The organism is Hyphomicrobium sp. MC1, assembly GCF_000253295.1.
GTDB lineage: Bacteria > Pseudomonadota > Alphaproteobacteria > Rhizobiales > Hyphomicrobiaceae > Hyphomicrobium_B.
The window spans coordinates 2137190-2154271 of record NC_015717.1; the positions used below are offsets into that span (position 1 = coordinate 2137190).

The 17082-nt window shown below is 55.1% G+C and carries 15 protein-coding genes; 2 read left to right on the top strand and 13 right to left on the bottom strand.

Features of this window, described 5'->3' with window-relative positions; genetic code table 11:
- Window positions 1–215: 215 nt before the first annotated feature.
- The 12 genes from HYPMC_RS10440 to HYPMC_RS10495 form a co-directional block, all read right to left on the bottom strand.
- Window positions 216–467 carry a glutathione S-transferase N-terminal domain-containing protein gene (locus HYPMC_RS10440; protein WP_013947883.1) on the bottom strand — a complete coding sequence of 84 codons (252 nt, stop codon included), beginning with the start codon at window positions 465–467 and terminating at the stop codon, window positions 216–218.
- 246 nt (window positions 468–713) lie between these two features.
- Window positions 714–1673 (bottom strand): HPP family protein, encoded by a 960-nt coding sequence (locus HYPMC_RS10445; protein WP_013947884.1) that lies wholly within the window; start codon window positions 1671–1673, stop codon window positions 714–716.
- A 15-nt stretch (window positions 1674–1688) separates the two neighbouring features.
- On the bottom strand, window positions 1689–2984 hold the full coding sequence (locus tag HYPMC_RS10450) for a chloride channel protein (protein ID WP_013947885.1): 1296 nt from the start codon (window positions 2982–2984) through the stop codon (window positions 1689–1691).
- Between the two features lie 296 nt (window positions 2985–3280).
- Complete coding sequence (folD, locus tag HYPMC_RS10455) at window positions 3281–4168, bottom strand: bifunctional methylenetetrahydrofolate dehydrogenase/methenyltetrahydrofolate cyclohydrolase FolD (RefSeq protein WP_013947887.1); 888 nt, start codon at window positions 4166–4168, stop codon at window positions 3281–3283.
- A gap of 53 nt (window positions 4169–4221) precedes the next feature.
- Entirely contained in the window at window positions 4222–5085 is an 864-nt protein-coding gene (gene purU, locus HYPMC_RS10460) for a formyltetrahydrofolate deformylase (RefSeq protein ID WP_041300873.1), read from the bottom strand.
- 93 nt (window positions 5086–5178) lie between these two features.
- The gene (locus HYPMC_RS23230; protein WP_157135430.1) at window positions 5179–5997 is read right to left on the bottom strand and encodes a methylenetetrahydrofolate reductase; all 819 of its coding nucleotides are present in this window, start codon (window positions 5995–5997) and stop codon (window positions 5179–5181) included.
- Window positions 5998–6071: 74 nt separating this feature from the next.
- Window positions 6072–7382 carry an imidazolonepropionase gene (gene hutI, locus HYPMC_RS10470; protein ID WP_013947890.1) on the bottom strand — a complete coding sequence of 437 codons (1311 nt, stop codon included), beginning with the start codon at window positions 7380–7382 and terminating at the stop codon, window positions 6072–6074.
- Window positions 7383–7442: 60 nt separating this feature from the next.
- Window positions 7443–8537 carry a ferredoxin--NADP reductase gene (locus HYPMC_RS24885; RefSeq protein ID WP_013947891.1) on the bottom strand — a complete coding sequence of 365 codons (1095 nt, stop codon included), beginning with the start codon at window positions 8535–8537 and terminating at the stop codon, window positions 7443–7445.
- Window positions 8538–8561: 24 nt separating this feature from the next.
- Window positions 8562–8888 (bottom strand): zinc ribbon domain-containing protein, encoded by a 327-nt coding sequence (locus HYPMC_RS24210; protein WP_013947892.1) that lies wholly within the window; start codon window positions 8886–8888, stop codon window positions 8562–8564.
- Between the two features lie 33 nt (window positions 8889–8921).
- A complete protein-coding gene (locus tag HYPMC_RS10485) occupies window positions 8922–10766 on the bottom strand; it encodes an MtaA/CmuA family methyltransferase (RefSeq protein WP_013947893.1) in 1845 nt (614 codons plus the stop codon).
- A complete protein-coding gene (locus HYPMC_RS10490; protein ID WP_197535968.1) occupies window positions 10763–11893 on the bottom strand; it encodes a uroporphyrinogen decarboxylase family protein in 1131 nt (376 codons plus the stop codon). The genes HYPMC_RS10485 and HYPMC_RS10490 overlap by 4 nt, the downstream gene beginning before the upstream one ends.
- Before the next feature lie 146 nt (window positions 11894–12039).
- Window positions 12040–12975 carry a tetrahydromethanopterin S-methyltransferase subunit H gene (locus HYPMC_RS10495; protein ID WP_013947895.1) on the bottom strand — a complete coding sequence of 312 codons (936 nt, stop codon included), beginning with the start codon at window positions 12973–12975 and terminating at the stop codon, window positions 12040–12042.
- A gap of 409 nt (window positions 12976–13384) precedes the next feature.
- Here HYPMC_RS10495 and HYPMC_RS10500 point away from each other — a divergent pair, with 409 nt between their 5' ends.
- Window positions 13385–13993: a TetR/AcrR family transcriptional regulator gene (locus HYPMC_RS10500; RefSeq protein WP_013947896.1), complete on the top strand. Its 609-nt coding sequence runs from the start codon at window positions 13385–13387 to the stop codon at window positions 13991–13993.
- Between the two features lie 124 nt (window positions 13994–14117).
- Here HYPMC_RS10500 and HYPMC_RS10505 read toward each other — a convergent pair whose 3' ends face one another.
- On the bottom strand, window positions 14118–15539 hold the full coding sequence (locus HYPMC_RS10505; RefSeq protein ID WP_013947897.1) for a hypothetical protein: 1422 nt from the start codon (window positions 15537–15539) through the stop codon (window positions 14118–14120).
- A gap of 551 nt (window positions 15540–16090) precedes the next feature.
- Between HYPMC_RS10505 and HYPMC_RS10510 the strand changes: the two genes are divergently transcribed.
- Complete coding sequence (locus HYPMC_RS10510) at window positions 16091–17017, top strand: Monophosphate kinase (protein WP_013947898.1); 927 nt, start codon at window positions 16091–16093, stop codon at window positions 17015–17017.
- Window positions 17018–17082: the final 65 nt, after the last annotated feature.

Sequence of the window (17082 nt, forward strand, 5' to 3'; positions counted from 1 at the left end):
CTCCTTTGGCTGTCGCAGTGCTCGTCCCGAGTTCGGCCGAGATCTGAATAATTTTCCAAACAGGACGTTTTGCCTCCAATCCTTTTCGTGCCGGCGCGATGATGAGGATCCTACACCGACCGAACGGCCATTACTGGTGATCGTATCACTAGAAATTAACAGAGGTTCTCCTATCCCGGCGGCGATGAAGCCACGCTTGAGGCGAATCTCGGAACTTATATCAGCCTAGGTTCGGGCTCGATCTCGTCGAGATACTCGAGAATAGCCAGCGACTGCAAAATGCGATGGCCATCGTGAACGAGAGTAGGAACGACATGCTCTTTATTCACTTCGGTGTAAGCAGGATCGAACTGACGACCGGAAAGAATATCAACGTCGATCTCCTCGAAAGGGAGATTCTTGAGCACTAGCGCGACCCGAACGCGAAACGCCGCATTCGCGCCAGAAGCCATAAAGCTGATAGTCATGAGAAATGCTCCGTTGCCGGTCGCCGTTCTAACCGAGCCTGCGCAACGGTCCCTGGTGTTGTGATTAGTGCCATAAGCCGTGGCTGCACTCTTGAACATCAAGAGCGATGTCAGTCAGTTTCTCTCAGCAGCGCTTTCATGTGCTGCCTTTGGCTACATCCACTAGCCATCGTCGGATCGCGGCATGTTTGTTCGTTGAGGCCTGTTATGAGCTCAGCTCCAGGTCGTGAACACGCTTGCGGCGAGCTATTTCCAGACCTGCAGCGTCTTTCTTCCGTGGCGCGCTAATTTGCGCCACTCGAGCAACGAAAACACTGCCGCGAGTGCCGCCACGCTTAATCCAACCTCGACGGGATAAAGCCATCCGGCCTGCATAGAGGCGTATGGCAGAATGGCAACTGCAATGGCCGGAGGAGCATAAAGATCGACTATCGTCATTGAGATAAGCGCGACAATCATCGACAGCGCCGCCGCAAGCGCCGATACGCCAAAGACGTAGAAAACCGCATAGCCGGATGCAGAGCAAAAAGCAAAAAGGCCGATAAGCGCGAACGGCCTCCCGATCCAAGGGCAAGCCTCGGATCGCACGATGGACTCAAAAGCAAGGACCGCGAGGGGCGGAAACAGCAAAAGCGGCTGGCATAGCGCATAAGCGACGGTCGCGACAAATGCCATAAGGCAAAGATAGATAAGGAGGCGGTCTGGACGCCACCAATCATTAACGCGCCTGCGGCTGAGTTCGTCGGACCGCGTTACGCCTGCAAAACGCATAACGAGAGCCACGCCTGCAAGGGCAGCACATGAAGCTAAGATGCATACCGGATAAATCCAATCGGAGATTCCAAGAACGAGTGGCAAGACACCCGCGGACAAAGCAGGAAAAACTCGCGATCGCATCGCCGCTACCACGCCCAGCGAGACCATAACGACAAGCAAAACCTGAAGTGGTCCCCACCCAAGATAGCGCATTATCAGCATGCCGATCGCGCCGGTCACCGTCGGCGTCGCGATGAGCCGAGAAAGATCGCTCGCCCAAGGGTGATTGGGGCGCGCTATCGTGCCATAAGCCAGCGCGCCAAGTTCAGGAAAGAGAAGAAGCTTAAGGCCTGCATATTCACCTACGGCTGCCATCGCTGTAACGAAAAGCACTGCGGCGACGTTTGTTTTCCAATCGGTCAGCAGCTGCAGACAACCATTCGGCGTCATAGCTTTATTCTCAAATTAAGCAGCTACCGGATTCACGAAGCGCTTAGACAGTGCGTGATAGACTCCTTCGCGATTGACTATCCGCGCGCATGCATCCGCGATGATTGCAGTCGCCATAAGCGCCACCAACATTCTAGGGTTTCCGGACATTTCCGAGACGATAACGAATGCCGTAATTGGCGCCCTTACGACTCCTGTAAAGTAGGCAACCATACCCAAGAGAACGATCGAACCCGTCGCAGTCGTGTGGAACAAATGGGTAATGATCGCGCCTATTCCCGCCCCCACCGAAAGGGACGGCGAAAAGATGCCGCCCGGGACGCCGCTAATAGCCGATAGCGCGGTCGCTAGCAGCTTCAGGGGGGCGTATTCCCATGGCACATTGCTCGGGTTTGACAGCGCTGCACGTGCTTGTTCATAGCCCGTACCGTAGACGCCTCCGTCGACTGCTGAGCTGCATATCGCAACACATGCGCCGCAAATCCCCGCGACAACCACTGGACGCTTTGCCACCAGGGCTGCAATGCGGGACGGCAGAACGTCGGGGAAAGCCATCAAAATACGACTAAAGCCCGCCCCGGTAAAACCTCCTACGACGGCGCAAATCGGAACAGCCATCCAAAGGATCGCTGTAGGCGCGACTTCGCTCGTCTGCCCGAAGTATGTATAGTCGCCAAGTAACATTTGCGCGGTCATGCCAGCGACAATCACCGCGCCGATGATGAGGCCGCTCGCACGTGCCTCGAAACTTCGACTCATCTCTTCGATTGCAAATACGACGCCAGCCAGCGGCGTATTGAACGCAGCCGCAACGCCGGCAGCAGACCCGGCGAGAATAAGATCGGACTGACGCTGAGGTGTGAATTTGCCGACCATGAACATAATCGATGCGCCGACCTGCACCGTTGGGCCCTCTCGTCCAGTCGAGGCTCCAACAAAAAGTCCAAGCAAGGTGAACAGGACTTTTCCTAGTGCGACGCGAAAGCCGACGAGCCTTGACCGATATTCGAAACGCGTCATCGTTCGCGCAGCGATCGCCTGGGGAATTCCGGACCCCTGGGTATTTGGGAAAAAGCGGGTTGTGAAATAGACGATAGCGGCAAAGCCTAGAGGCGTCATCAGAAGCGGAGCCCAATGCCACTTGTCGGAAAAACTATGAAACGTTGCTTGAGCGTAATCGGCAGCAATTGCTAGGCCGGCTGCCGTTAAACCAACGATCAGGCCGCCAGCAACGAACGTTACTCGCCGCTGAAAGCGTCGCGATAAAATGAAAGCACGCCTCTTGCGGCGCCGTGTCATAAAAATGGACATCAATCGCGCTTTTTGATGAGTCTCAAAGACCAGGCATTTCACTTACGGCGGTTTTCATCAGCATCGATTTAGACGAGAGATCAGTTCCAGTTTACGCCCAAAAGCGAGGGCTTCACCTTCAGTCTCGAAGCCGCCGCGTGATTTGACGACTTCGCCGGCTCGTCCGACATTCTCGACCCAATGTGCCACCCATCTTCCATCGCTACCGCAGGTCGAAGTCACCGCCGTTGGACGAAAAGCACACTCTGTCTTAGAGGTCGCGTCAGTATGCTCGTCGTTCATTATGAACCCTCCACTTAGACCGATGCGCTCACCATCGAAGACGCTGCGCGCGAAAGCGCTCGCTCTGCGGAATTGACTGTGTTGACGAGAAGCATGGTGACGGTCATCGGACCCACACCTCCGGGAACCGGAGTCAGGAACGAAGCCCTCTTGCTCACTCCTTCAAAATCGCAATCGCCAACAAGTTTACCGTTCGCCAGGCGGTTAATGCCGACATCAATGACGACAGCTCCACTCTTCACCATCGGTCCTAGAATGAGGTTTGGATGCCCAGCGGCGACGACGAGAACGTCCGCAAGAATTGTGTACTGCGCCAGATCTGTCGTCCGCGCATGACAGATCGAAACGGTGGCCTCGCGTTGCATCAGCATGAGAGCCATCGGTTTGCCGACAATATTGCTCGCCCCCACGACAACAGCGTTCTTGCCCGCAACCTCGATACCTTCATGTTCAAGTAGCTTCATCACACCGTAAGGCGTGCACGGAGGGAAGACGGTATTGCCGACAACGAGACCACCTACGTTGTAGAGATGGAAGCCGTCGACATCTTTTTCCGCGTCGATGGCGCCTAGCACGCGCTCTATGCTGAAGCTTTTCGGCAGCGGAAGTTGAACAAGAATTCCGTCAACGACAGGATTGGCACACAGGCCTGCAATCGTTCGAACAACCTCGTCCTCGCCTACTGTTGCGGGAAACATGATCCGCTCGGAGCGAATGCCGACGTCATGACAAGCTCTTATCTTGTTGCGGACATAGACGGTCGACGCCGGATTGTCCCCGACCATAACTACTGCGAGGCCCGGCGCCCGCCCATAACGCTTCTCCAGAGATTCAACCCGCCTCTTGCAATCGAGGCGGACCGCCTGAGCAACGTTCTTACCGTCAATGATCTTTGCAGTCATAGTACGGTCAGTCCTTCAGAGTTTCGTTGATGAGTTCGCATCGCATTTCCTCATCAATCCGGGAAAACAACAGTCTTGCGACCATTGAGAAATACGCGATCGTCAAGGTGGTAACGAATTGCTCGCGCCAGGACGCGCCGTTCGATGTCCCGGCCTTTGCGGATAAGGCTATCGGGCGAATCCAGATGCGAAATTCGTTCAACGTCTTGTTCGATAATCGGCCCCTCATCGAGATCGGCAGTCACGTAGTGCGCCGTCGCACCCATTACCTTGACACCATAAGAGTGGGCCTGGTGATATGGCTTAGCGCCTTTAAATCCCGGCAAGAATGAGTGATGGATGTTGATTGCGCGCCCCGACAGCTTGGCGGAAAGATCAGTAGAAAAAACCTGCATATAGCGCGCGAGGACAACCAAATCTGTTTGGGTGCTGTCTATAATTTCGATCAGCTTTTTCTCTTGTTCGGCCTTCGTCTCTTTCGTTATCGGGAGATGATGAAACGGTATGTTGTTAAAATCGGCCTTCGCGTAGGCATCAACCGGGTGGTTCGATACGATGGCAGTGATAGTCATCGGAAGTTCGCCGATACGCCAGCGATAAAGTATATCGGACAGGCAGTGATCGAACAGCGAGACGAGAATAAGAACGCGTGCAGGCTGCTCGCTGTCTCGGATAGACCACGTCATATCCAGCCCGATAATCCCTCTGGCAAAGTCTTCTCGAAGCCTGTCGAGATCGATCTGTCTTCCGGATGATCCAAAAAGCACCCGCATGAAAAACCTGCCGGTGTCACCATCCTGGTATTGATGCGATTCGTAGGTTTTTAGATCTTGGCTGGAGAAGAAGTTTGCGATGAACGGGGCAATAGCGTTGCTGTGCGGACAGGAAAATTTCAGGATATAGCGTTTGTTCGTCATGAAGCTGTTCTCGAAGGTTGATGAGCGCTGATTTGGCGTAAGCCCGGCCCAGATACGTTGAAGAAATGCTATGGGGCGCATGCCCGACGCTCGCTAGTGCGCACCGCTGGACGCTGCGATCCAATTGAGCGTCTTTTCCCATCCGCCAAACGGGAAGAAATGCAGATCTATCCCTTTAAGGGCGTAAGCCTCCGTGCCGATACGAAGTTGGGAAATGACATCGCCAGGATCTTGGTCACGCATGGCCTTGAGGATTGAACCGCCTTGGCGACTTAGCCCTTTGAGCGATGCGCCGACGCCGCAAAGCATTGCAAACTTGATGAGCTTGGGTAGCGACGTGACCCCGGCGACCCCGAACCTAATCGGGACGTCGATTCCTGCTTTCCGTAGACCGGCCCCCCAGGCGGCCATTGCAGCGCCATCGAAGGCGAATTGCGTCACGATTTCGGGAACCAGCGAAAGCTCACGCGCAACGTTGATCTTCTCCAACAACGTCGGCACCAGGATCTCTGGGGGTATGGATGGATGGCCTTCGGGATGTCCAGCGAAGAAAATGCGTTTAATACCTGTTCGTGGAACAATGGAGTGCGAGAGTAACTCCATGGCGCTATGCATCGGCGGCACGCTATCCGAAGAGTTGCCACCGATCATCAAGACCGTTGTAACCCCAGCGTCGCTCAGCGCCGAGAGATGATTTGCATATTCGTCTCGTGATGTGAAATTGCGCGCCCCAAGATGACAGACGGGTTCGTATCCCATCGCTTTAATGCGGGCGGCCGCGCCGGCCTGCGCCGCAAGTGACTTGCCGCCGATATGAGTAAGAAAAACGAACGAACCCGGCTTCAGATTGGCCGCTGTCGGATGAAACGTTGCAACGTGCTCAGGAAGAAGTTCGATTGAGATATTGCCCATAAGTGGCTTTTCGCTTGCTAGCGAAGATCCGTCTTCATTGGGCTGAGTGCCGGCGAGCGAAGTCGTTAATCGAGTCATGATGTGATGGGCTCTTGGGTTGGAAGAAACACAGAATTAATTGGAGGTATCTGCGTGGAATCGAATTCGCGTACTGGACTTCCGCTCAGCCATGTGGAGCAGCAAAGGGGTGCGCCCATCCAGTAGATGAGATCCTCGGGATGCTCCGCGTCCCAGATCGCAAAGTCGGCATTGGCCCCTGGCGTCAATTCACCCACAACACCCGAAAGCCCGAGAGCCTTCGCCGCTCCAACGGTTATTCCTTGGATCGCTTCCAGAGGTGAGAGCCCAAAGAGCGCACAACTCAGATGTGCTGCCGTAAGAAGATTTGTTGTCGGGGCCGTACCCGGATTGCAACCCGTCGAGATTGCAATCGGCACTCCGGCCTCGCGCAGTTTATCGACGGGCGGCCGCTGCTTTGCACCGAGTTCAAGATGGGCGATTGGCAACAGGATTGCTGTCGTTCGCGCAGACGCAAGGGCTTCGATAGCGACGTCATCGGTGTAATTGAGGTGCGCTGCGGCCTTCGCGTAGAACGCTGGAGCCAGGGCAGCACCAGCGCTATCGCTCAGGTGGTCTGCGGAAATGCGTGTGGGAATTTTGCGCTTATATGCCGCCTCTAGTAAGGTGCTCGCGTCATCAAGAGAAAACCCGATCGTTTCCTCGCAATACGCTTCGACAAAATCGCATAGCTTTCCCGCATGTGCTTGAGGAATAAGCTCCGAGCAGATGAGTTCAATGAAATCCTCGGGTTCAATCTGTGAAGGATAGACATGACCGGCCAGCAGAGTTGCCTTAACACGCGCGAGTCCTGCCTCGTCGAGACGACGGGCGACGCGCAGCATCTTGAGTTCGTTGTCGACGTCAAGGCCATACCCCGACTTGGTCTCGATCGTCGTGACGCCACCCGAGACAAACCAGCGGAGACGACGCAGTGCGGATGAATAGAGTTCGTCTTCTGAAGCAGCGCGCGTTGCTTCGACAGTTGCGAAGATTCCGTGCCCTTCCCAGACAAGATCCGAGTAATTACGGCCGGATGCCAACTCGGCAAATTCCGTTCGGCGATCCCCGGAAAAAATGAGATGCGTGTGGCATTCAACGAGACCCGGAGTGATGAGGCGACCGCCCGCCGACCACGTTGGCAAATGGCGCAGGTTGGACGGAAGTTCGTCTTTGGAGCCGAGCCAAATAATCTTTCCTTCCCCAACGACGGCAGCACCGTCGCGCAAAAAACCGTATCCGGTATCGTCGGCCTCACGTTCGCGCATCGTAGAAAATGTTGCGTCGATTATGACCCGCGGACCTTCGGGCATGGCTTCTTTAAGCATGGCGCTTTGTCTCCCTGATCTTGAGGGCGGCGGCGCACTCGCCGTCGCATGCCAGGTTCCCTAAATGTCGTCGAAATCGATTAGAATGTGCCTGCTCGCTGGTCGCGCCAGACACGCAAGTAGCAGCCCTTCGTCGAGATCATCCTGCCGCAGGGTTTTCAGAACACCGGAGCGAACACTCGCGGACCCCTTTTTAATTTTCGCGATGCAAGAGGAGCATGTGCCCTCCTGACAGGAGAACGGAACGGGAGCTTCTCCGCGTATCAAGGCCGCAAGTATCGTCTCGTCAGGCTCCGGAACGACGCGCGTTTCTTCGCCTCCGACATTTGCAACTATCTCTTCGCATATAGCGCTAGGTTCACCGACCTCTTCCGTACCAGCGACAAATAGGGGTGGCTCATCCGCGTCGTCCTCGAGGACGAGATCGAAGCTTTCTCGGCGAATAGCTGATGCATCGACGCCGTGAGACAGGAAAAAAGCCTCAGCGGCGTCCATGAATGATTCAGGCCCGCAGAGATAAACGATGAGCGGGAGATGAGAAGCGTTGCCGTCCCAAAGATCCTGACGAGAAAGTAAGTATGCGCTGTCAAGTCGACCGCGAGGTCCATCCCAAGTGGGGCCCGGCCGCGACAGCACATGTTCTAGCGCGCAAGTCCGGAATATATTTGGAAGCTCGTCTACGTCTTTTCGAAGGATGATATCGTCCAGTGCCCTGCTGCCGTAGGCGAGGGTGATACGATGACCAACACCATCTGCCAGTAGTTTCTGCGCGATAGGCAGGATCGGGGCGATGCCACTCCCGGCGGCGAGCAGAAGCACGCGATGAGCACGATCCAGTGGCCTGAAAAATCGACCGCGCGGCGCTGCGACTTCAATCCTGTCACCTTCGTTGACTCGGTCAACCAACCACGACGACATCCGGCCGCCCGGAATTTTTTTAACCGTTATGCGGATGCCTCGCGAATCGTCGGGCGCTGAGCTGAGGGAATATTGCCGTGTGACTTCCTCGCCGTTTATTTCGGCACTTACGGCTATGAATTGCCCGGGACGGTGAGCGAAAGCGCTCCGCAAATCCGTCGGCACGCTGAGCCATAGACTTGCACAGTCGTCGGTCTCTCGTTGCTTGCGTTCAACACGCAAGGAGTAAGTAGACATCGATAACCTCGGTTTCGAGAACGGCTAATCTTGATCGGCGATACCGTTCGCCTTGCGAATTTCTTCTCGGAAGGGATTTGGCTTGGTCAAATGGATGGCGCAGCGGCAGTGATAGGAATGACCACATCCCTTCCCTTGCCGCTGCGCCTCGCCCGCTACATCCCGGGAGCTACCGGACCGGTTGGCAGTGCTGGCACGCGAACGGAGGATATTCACGGCAAACACCGGACCTAACGTCATGCTACCTCCGCACCCGACACAAATGAGTTCGAGTTTTTTTGCGAGTTCGTAGTTGACGAGCACATCGCGGCACTCGTCACACTTATCGCAGCGGAACTGATAAAGCGGCATAACCATCTCTCCCGAGCTTCACCCGAGCGTGTTTTAAGCAGCGGCCTGAAGGTGGTCTTTCACGAGAGACACAGCAGCATTGGCATCAAGACCGTATTTGACGCCCATCTTGTCCGCGACGCCCTTATTTGCAGCGGCGCCACCGCACATCAGAAGGTACTTGTCGCCCTTCCCCGCCTTATCGAGTAGCTCTTTCACTTTCTCTACGTAGACGGTCGAAGAATTTGTCATCACCGACATGCCGATGGCGACAGCATTTTCCTTCTCGGCACTCTCGATGAACTGCTCAGGCTTTACGTTCTTGCCCAGGTCAATGACTTTAAACCCGTTGGCCTTCAGCATCAGACAAACGAGATTTTTGCCGATATCTTGGGTATTGCCACGCACAAGACCAACAACGACGGTGCCAGTCGGGCCGCCGTCACCGCCGGCCTGCTCGAGCAGCGGGGTTAGGATCGGCATCGCCTTATCCATAGTCTTTGCGGCCTTGAGCATGTCGGTGACGAAACGCTCATTGCGCTCGTACATGTCGCCAACGACCTTCATGCCGAGAGACAATCCGTCAAAGACGATGTCCTGCGCGGTCATTCCACGCTCAAGACCTTTCTTCACCCACTCGATAGCCTTATCGCCGTCATATTCCATGATGGCTTCGACGAGTTTCTCGTTGACTTCTTGCTGAGGGGTTAGCTCCTTGTGATGCGTCTTTGCTTCGGCGACATCGGTATCACCTGCGGTCGACGGCGCACGCTTGCCTGGATGCTTTGGGTGGCCTGCCAGGTAGACGTTTGACAAGTCTCCCAGCGCAGCAACATCCATCGGATATTTGATGGACGCGCATGTCTCAATCATCGCCTTCAAATTCTCGTCGGGAATCGTCCAGTCGATATCGCATCCCGGCATGACGATGAGGCCACCGTTATAGCCGACCTCGGCGGCAAGCTTTTTAACTTCGTTGGCGACGTCCGTCGTCGATCCGTGCATCAACGTGGAGAATGGCGACAGCGTCCCCATCAACGATATTTGACCGCCGATCGCACGTTTGGCGTGATCCATTCCGGGATACATATCGCCGTTGAAATTGAAGCACCCATTGTTGGCGATGTCGCGCCAGATCGGCTGAGTGAACGTGCAGGTGTGTGTGAAGCCGATGCCTCCGATTTCCTTGATGTAGGCAAAAAGACGCTTCTGATACGGCAGCCCGAACTCGCGATAGGTGTCCGGCGGCAGAATGTCCGAGGAATTGAAGGGATCGAGAATGTTGCAGACGTCAATTCCGGCTTCGAACATCATTCGGCAGACGTTCTTGACGATATCGAGTGCAAGCTCCGTCACTTCCTTCGCGTAATCAGGATCATCGCTGATGTAGCTCAGGAACTCGCTCGATCCGGTCATCAGCTGCGCCGTCGTAATCGGACCGCCGACTGGTGTCGGCATGGCGTGCGTGTCCTTTACGCCTTGCGCGATCATCGTTCGCGCTTCCTTTTGGATCTGAAGAACGCGCTCGGATGGCTTAAAGCCTTCGCGAAGATACTTTTCTTTATAGCGATAGAACGCCTCTTTCGTCGGCGTCGGATGTTTTACGAGCGAGGGCTGAGCGTACGGAAGATAATCGAGTTCGCACCCCTCAACGCATTCCACGGGCGTAAAAAGATCCGTTCCCGGAATGATGACGTCCCCGCCGAATTTCTTCAGCGCCTTGATCTTGGCATGAGCCGACGCTTCGCCATCGCGCAAGGCTTGATCAACGGTGATGCCGCCCTCACGAATGCCGCGTGTCATCAGGAGCGGCACACACGGAACCTGGTCCGGCAATGTTTGCATCGTAACCGCCGCAAACAGGCGCTCGCGCGAAGTCATTTTGGGAACTTGAGTCATGCCTTCCTCCTTGTTTTGCTTTTTTCAGTGCGTGAGACAGCAAGTAATGGGGCAGGAAACGGCGTCACGGTCGGATCATCCGATGGACATCCCGTCAGATCGATGGATGCTGGCCGTTTACCCGCGAGATCGGGAACGAGCGCTTCGTTTGCCCGAGCGACGGCATGCTCGAGGATGCTGCGGACCGGTCCTAGGCGGGCGAGATCGCTCACATCGTCCGGCGTGAGATGGCGCAAAAACTCGGCGCCAATCCGAGCTGCCTCGATGTCTTCGGCAACAGAAATATTGTCCATCGGCGCGGCAATGACCGGCGCACAGTCTGCAATCTCAGTGGCGAGAATAGCAACAGACGCCATATTTTGGCTTTGCACGGAACGCCCGAGAGCGATGAGATCGTTGCTGCCATGGATGATAATTTCGCGCGGGATATCGCGTCGAATCTCTCCACTCACCATTCCGCGTGCAGCTCCGTCGAAATTGAAAATATCAATTCCGAGATCACAGATATCCCGCACTATGGGACGGATAGCGCCGCAAGAATGAAAGCAGAGCGCTGCGGGGGTTAGTTTACGAAGGCGTGAAAACAAGGTGCGCATCCGTGGACGCACGAAATTGCGAAAATCAATTTCGGACACGAACATGCTTTGCTGAAAGCCAAGGTCGTCGCCATAAATGAGAACGTCCGGTTGGCGCGGCAGGTGCGAGAGTAGGTGTTCATACGCCGATACGATTGTCTCGAGTGACCAATCGAGAAGGGCCGAAATGCTCCGCCAATTGCTTGTCATGTCGTCAAGACACACCCAGCTATTACGGAGACCGAAACACATGTCGAGTAGTCCGGGACACGGGGCATCAGCGACCAAAACAAGGTCGTCAACGTCGGGCTCCGGGATCTGTATTCGGCTTGGCCAAACCGGGCGTGAATATCTGGCGATTTCAGCCAGCGTGGCGTGCTCAAGCGGGTGCCGCGAAGGCGTGGGCGTACCATCAACGACCAGCCATTCGATGCCGAATGGATCAACAAACGTATCATCCACGACATGCGGACGGTCGAAAAGTAATCCCGTTCGGACACAGTCAGAACCCAACGCCGTGCAATCCATTCCATTCAGCGGCAGCGTCTCCATCACGGGATGACCGACCCATTGGACAGCCAGCGATGGGCGAGCGATCACGCGAATACCGGTGAGCGAGGACGTTCCGATATCGACCAGAATCGGGGCTGCTATCTCGCGGCCCCTATCCCTAAGCGCGTGAAACTCAGCACGGACACTCACTGAGTTGCTCCAAGTTTGAACATCCTGAGAAGAGCGTGCCCCTCCGGCAGGGTGTGCCCGTCAAGTTCCTGCGCAGCGAAGCCGTAGAAGACTTCAGCGGAGCCCGAGACGTGAGCGGCCATCGTCGCCTTTTCGATAATTCCGTAATGGAGGAAGTCTCCACCCGCAGCACGACAGGCAACAAGCGCCGTTGCCAGCGAGAGGTTGACCCATTCGCGCCCAAGATCGCGAAGCCCCGTCCACTGCGGAAAGCAATTAGAGAAGGCACAGCCGGCTGGATAACCAAATCGACGTCGAACCGCCTCTATTCCTCTTATCGAGATGCCGACCGAAGGTGGATCCATTGCACCAAGATCGACGAGCGGTGCTTCGACTTTGATCTCGTTGAGCATCGGCCTGAAAACACGCTCGATCATCTCGCAACTGCCTTCTGGTGTCGGATCTCCGACGTCATTCGCGAGAATCATCACGCACGCTGGGCGATGGCGGCCGAGTGCTTCGATAATACTGTCGTCAGTATCTTCATTTAGAGAAGCAAAGATCGCTCGGTTAAGGACACCAAGACGATCTGCGCATTCGAGGCCCGCGATATGCACGTCAGCCTCTGATGCGTTGATCATAAAGGGCAGCTTGGTTCGGCCACCAACAAACTCGATGAATTTCTCCATCGCTTCGGGCGAAGCAGCGATGACGTCGAACGCCATTTGCACGCCGTAGCGTTCGGAAAGCCCGTTGACCTTTTCGATAATTGCCGCGGCTTTAGCCTCGTCGAATGCGCCAGCAAAGGCGTCGGACACGAGAGAATGCTTATCGTAGAAGATGCTACCGACCAGTAAGCCGGTGTGGGAGCCGAGCGGCCCGCCGATCGTTACGTCGCCAATCTTGATCGTGTGATACTTTGACAGAATGGGCTTCGACACTAAGATCTCCATGTCATTTCCTCCTGCACGATGCACAGCGCGAGCCGGACATCGCTGTCGATGCGCGAGGCAGCGCTGGCTGTTGTGTGAGTTAGGCGGAAGACAAATGCGTACGGTCCCTCTTCACGAAGGGCCGATAGCCACAAACAATCGATCGAAATGGAAGACGGTGACTTATGATCGCCGTGGGAACGGCGCGATTGGTTTGCGAAAAGCGCTCCATGGTTCGTCGTTCGCTCCCTTTTTATTTTTGTGACGATACTGTCTTGTATCGACGTCTTTTTGTCACGTCAATAAGAAAGGTACAGGTCTGTATCGTTTTTAATGTTCTGCGTCGACATTTCCCTTGAAAGCCGGCGACAAATGACCGACTTACAGAGGGATGGCACCGTCCACAGCCGCGAGAACCCGAAGCGAAGAGATGAACTCGTCCGAGAAAGAACGTTCCGTCGCGCGTGAGCGCATCCTCGATTCAGCCTATGAGCTGTTTTCCACTGAGGGGGTGAACGCCGTCGGCGTCGACACGATCGTCGCCCGTTCCGGCTCGGGGAAGATGACGCTCTATCGGCACTTCAAATCGAAGGACGCTCTCGTTCTAGCGTTTCTCGAAAAGCGCGAGCAGCATTGGACGCGTGATTGGTTGGAAATACGAATTCGGGAAGGCGACAAGTCTCCCGAGGAGCGTTTGCTCTTCATCTTCGATTTGTTCGATGAATGGTTTCGACGCGACGATTTCGAGGGCTGCTCATTCATCAATTCGCTTTTGGAATGCCGACAGACCGAAAACATTCGAAGTGCGTCGGCACAGCATCTGGCGCACATTCGCGCCATTATCGAGAAGCTCGCTCGGGAAGCCGGTCTGATCGATGTCGAGCGATTTGCCCGTTCGTGGCACGTTCTCATGAAGGGATCGATTGTGGCACGGCACGAAGGACATCTCGATGCCGCACTCGAGGCCAAGGCGACGGCGAAACTCGTCTTTGCTAACTGGCCCCGATCCCGCGCAACGCGCGCAGGCCTCTCCTCTTGAAATTCAAATGGGCCTCGACGGCCACATCGCAGTTTCCGATCTTCATCTCAGTCTTCAAAACAAAATGGGCCGCCGGACGGGAAAGTCGGCGGCCCATTTTTACCCCGCAGCCGAACATCGGAATTTAGAAAGAAATCAGCGCTCCGGCGGTGATGACGCTGATATTGTCATAACCGCCCGTAAGGGTATCTCCGCTAGGCGTGAAGAGGCCCGGAGGAGTAGCGCCGCCGGGACCCGACAGGCTTGGGTCATAATTCTTGTAGTTGACCCACAGCGACATGGCCGCGGCATCCACTTCTTGAACAACGCCAAGTCCCCACTGCCTTAGGTCGCTGCCTGTGACTCCGAACGCCGTAAGCGCAGGATGGTACATGTCGTTGCGGTCGCTATATTCGCCGTAAAGAACGGTATGGCCAATGGGAAACCATTGCTCTCGCATACCCGCCTTCAAATACCAGACATCGCCGCTTGGCTGCCCTGCAGTGACTGCAGGCTCTGTGTACACGTTGTCGTTCCATTCCTTACCGTAAGCACCATACAGGAAGAGACCCGAAGCAATGTGTTCGACATACCCGCCGACTTGTAGATAACCTGCATCAACGCGGGTTGCATTGAATGCCGTCAACCCCGTCACGGTATTGAAGCCCTGGAAAATCTTCTCATCGCTGTTGTGGTCATAGGCAATGGCGCCAGCAAGTTTGAACCCATTGAATTCGCCGGCGTATCGGCCTGCCACATCCCAAAAATCATCTTCTCCCCAACTCGCCGATACTGAGAAGCCTTTGTAGGTAGGCGTATCGTAACGAATACCGTTGAGCGGAATAGCATTGCAGTCGCCGGCGAGCGGGAGCCCCATAGAGCCGCACCACATCAAAGCACCTTGTGGGAAGCCGGCTCCCGGCAGCTGCAGCTGCGTTCCATGGCGCGCGAGATTAATGCCCATCCCGTCGAGTGGAACCCAGTTCGCCGGAATCAACGAACCGGAGCCGTCAACCAGCGCCGCCGCATGCTCGGAAGCTTGCGGGATGGAACCGACGGACACCTTGCCGAAGGTCGCGCTATTAAGAAACCAGTATGAGTAAAGGACGTCGACCGAGTTCGTCGACAACCCGCCATTATTCTTGACGATATGGAGGCCCGACGGGCCGTCGGCACCGTATTCGGTATTTCCCGCTGTTAATGGGTCAGAAGTGCCAACCTCAAGATGGAGGACATATCCCGCATTAATGTCCTTGGTTATTTGCGCATCGCCCGTGAACTTGACATGAGATGACAGCGTGGAACCGATGCCGGTAACATATGCGTTGCTTGCCGGGCCATTGTCGTACCACATGACTTGCTGGGCCACCCAACCGCTTACCGTAAGCGAGACCTTTCGGTTTCCCTTTCGCGCGGTCGTCGCCTCAAGCTCAGCGATACGTTCTTCGAGATCGGCGCAGCAATCCCCTCCCAAATCGGCCGCGAATAGCGGCGTTGTACAAAAGCTGCCGACGAGAACCCCTGCAATCAATGACGACGCACGGGCCACGGACATAAGTTTTTTCATTGTTTTCCCTTTTCCGCTGCCATGGAACGCGGCACTTGACGAATCCAAACACCCCTGAACAGAACAGTTCTGTATCGCCTTATGTCATGGATTCTCTGATCTGCGCTGTGTCGCGGCTGCCACGGCAACGAAAAAATGCTGGTCAATACCCTGTCTGGAAAGTTCGCAAAATCGGAAAACATATTGAAATATAGATAGGAAGCTTACTTTTTGCCTTACGCTAGGTCTTCATAAACCGGCGACTTTCCAATCTCTGTTTGGCCGCCTGGAGCAACTTTCTCGCAAATTTCTGAAGAGATGGGCTATTCATTTTGACGATACTATGCTGTATCGTCACATGGAAGCCTTCGCGCTTCTTCACGTCTGCAAGTCTTCCTCCAAGATGATTTGTATGCGGTTTTCTTCCGTCCCGACTGAGCGACCGCCGCAGTTTGATGAGATTGTCGGCACTCTTCAAATTGCGGCGGCTTTTTATTGGTAGCCCTAGCTCGCAGACTCGCCGTCGCTAAGTAGCCGATTTTAACATCTGAGACACGAGTGCGAATTTGCACATGGATCTCACCTATTCTCGAACTCATTCCAAAGCCGGCTACGGTCGATGCAAATCCCATCATGGTGAAATTCTTCAGGGAGCTTTTGCAGATGCCGATGGTCAGTTGCGGCGCGGACTTGTAACGCTTCCCACGTCAGAATACGGCTCGCAGGCTTTTTTTCTAGCTGATGCTCGAGCCGGAATTGTTATCCACCATCCGCACGATAAAGCTAAAGCCAAAGAGGCCGCACGTCGCGCCCTCGTCGCGCTCGGCAAGGCCGCCTATGGCGGCGATCTTTTTATTGCCAGCAATTGCCCCATCGGATGGGGTCTTGGCTCTTCGACGGCAGATGTTGTGGCAACATTGCGGGCCGTAGCCGACGCCTATGGTACAGCGTTTGATCCAACGGAATTGGCGCGTTTAGCCGTTTTGTCCGAGACCGCTTCAGATTCCATTATGTTCGACGATAGCGCTGTGCTTTTCGCGCAGCGCGACGGATTCGTCCTCGAAGCATTCGACGGCCTTTTGCCATCCTTTTTGCTTGTATCAATCAACACCAGCCCATCGGGGCTCGCCGTTGACACTCTCAGACAGCCGTTGCCTTGCTATTCGGACGAAGAGCTTTACGCGTTCGTTTCTCTGAGAAAGCAGCTATGCACCGCTATTGAAGAAGGATGCAGGGCACGCGTTGCGGCCGTGGCGACAGCGAGTGCTCGTATTAATAATCGCTATTGCCCAAAACCCCACCTCGAAGAGATCATTGATATCGCACTGACACACGGCGGTCTGGGCGTTCAAGTGGCGCACAGCGGTTCCCTTGCTGGACTGCTTTTTGACCCTGACAAGCGAGGCGTTGCTCTCGACGCGTCAAAAGCGGTGAATGCTCTTCGCCGTTTTAATTTCTCTCACCTTCGTTTGCTAATGATGTGTCCTGAAGCCCTTTAGTCTCGAAATCACGATTCTAACGATCGGTTATTCCGTGGCGCGGCGGGGAGTATTGAGCGTTGAGC